2 protein-coding genes and 1 pseudogene are annotated in these 1,065 nt (G+C 52.2%); 1 reads left to right on the top strand and 2 read right to left on the bottom strand.

Translation table 11 applies throughout. The annotated features are described in order from the left end of the window. Positions 1–189: pseudogene (locus L6963_RS11660) on the top strand (IS256 family transposase); the annotation flags it as partial. A gap of 13 nt (positions 190–202) precedes the next feature. Here the strand turns inward: L6963_RS11660 and L6963_RS11965 are convergent. Both L6963_RS11965 and L6963_RS11665 read right to left on the bottom strand, forming a co-directional pair. Continuing rightward, positions 203–478 carry an IS3 family transposase gene (locus tag L6963_RS11965; RefSeq protein ID WP_237207715.1) on the bottom strand — a complete coding sequence of 92 codons (276 nt, stop codon included), beginning with the start codon at positions 476–478 and terminating at the stop codon, positions 203–205. Beyond that, positions 475–795, bottom strand: a complete 321-nt coding sequence (locus tag L6963_RS11665; RefSeq protein ID WP_237207716.1) for a transposase — start codon at positions 793–795, stop codon at positions 475–477. The genes L6963_RS11965 and L6963_RS11665 overlap by 4 nt, the downstream gene beginning before the upstream one ends. Positions 796–1,065 lie beyond the last annotated feature (270 nt).

Here is a 1,065-nt window from a genome sequence, read left to right on the forward strand (position 1 = left end):
CGGCGTTCTGCCAGGTCGCGTGGGCATTTTGTGTCTGAGGAGTCGGCTTTGAAGTTTATGTATTTGACGGTTCGGTCTTTGGATCCTTCAGGTGCTGGTGCTCGGCGGTGGATGACTCGGTGGAAGCAGGCGTTGAATGCTTTTGCTATTGTTTTTGGTGATCGGTTGCCGCAGGTGGCTGGTCGCTAGATTTGTTGTGGGTTTACACCGTTAATCTGACAGTCCCAATATCCCAGCCGGCACGCCTCATGGCGTGCCACATCTTGCGCACACCATACACGCCATAATTCTCTTCATGGATTTTCACCAGTTCAGGAATCAGAAGTTGGTCCTTCAAAGTACGTGCTGCAGGAACACGAGCCTTAGCGGCGCGGTAGCCGCGTGAGGTGATGAAACCACCAGCGAGGTTTTCTTGTAGTGCGGTGCAGATGTTCTCAAACCCGAAACGGTTCCTATACCTATCGATATAGCGGATCATGATCGGGCTGGACGGTCGAGTTCTGCCGCGAAAAAAGCTGATGCTGTCCGTAGAATCTCGTTGGTTCGCTTGAGCTCGGCGTTTTCTTTGCGTAGGCGTCGGTTTTCTGCTGCCATATCAGTGGTGGTGCCGGGGGTGTTACCAGCATCGATTTCGGCTTGTTTGTGCCATTTTCGTAAGGTTTCGGGGCTGATGCCGAGGCGTTCTCCGATGTTTCGGCAGGCGGTGTAGATGCCTGTGTCGGGGTTGTTTTCGAGGTGGTCGGCCAGTAGGCGTAGGGCTCTTGTTTTGAGTTCTTGGGGGTATTTGGTGGGCATGGGTGAAGTTCCTTTGCTCTTTTTTGTTTGTTTCCAATGTACGGGGTCGGAACTAAACCCAGTACATATCACACCACGACTAACAGGTTTCTTACCCTCCACAGAATTACCCATACTCGTCCTCACCTGCCCCAGGGCCTCCACGCCCCGTCATCTAGCCACCAAAACCAGAACGTAACCGCCTCAACTCCTTAAACTTACTCCCACCTATCGAGGCGTATACCAGCAATCCCACCAACCAATACGTTCCAGCATTAAAAACCAAGAATA

The organism is Rothia nasimurium (assembly GCF_928392795.1).
Taxonomy (GTDB): domain Bacteria; phylum Actinomycetota; class Actinomycetes; order Actinomycetales; family Micrococcaceae; genus Rothia; species Rothia nasimurium_F.

Bases quoted from the DNA above. Each gene is read 5' to 3' on its own strand.
- L6963_RS11665 (WP_237207716.1), bottom strand. From the start codon at position 795: ATGCCCACCAAATACCCCCAAGAACTCAAAACAAGAGCCCTACGCCTA.
- L6963_RS11965 (WP_237207715.1), bottom strand. From the start codon at position 478: ATGATCCGCTATATCGATAGGTATAGGAACCGTTTCGGGTTTGAGAAC.